Raw genomic sequence first — 271 nt, forward strand, 5'->3', positions numbered from 1 at the left:
CGGTACGGGCACCATCACCTGGCTAGAGGCTTTTCTTGGCAGTGTGAGATCATGACCTTCGCTACTGTAATTTTCACTCCCCATCACAGCTCAGCCTTACGATGTGCGGATTTGCCTACACATCAGCCTCACTGCTTGGACGGACATCCATCAGTCCGCGTCACTACCCTACTGCGTCCCCCCATTGCTCATAACGGCTTACGGTGGTACAGGAATTTCGACCTGTTGTCCTTCGACTACGCCTTTCGGCCTCGCCTTAGGTCCCGACTTA

At 54.2% G+C, this 271-nt stretch carries 1 rRNA gene; it reads right to left on the reverse strand.

From position 1 onward, the window contains the following. Positions 1 to 271, reverse strand: a 23S ribosomal RNA gene (locus HP552_RS00035); the annotation flags it as partial.

Origin of the sequence: Paenibacillus xylanilyticus (assembly GCF_013359935.1) — a bacterium.
Lineage (GTDB): Bacteria > Bacillota > Bacilli > Paenibacillales > Paenibacillaceae > Paenibacillus > Paenibacillus xylanilyticus.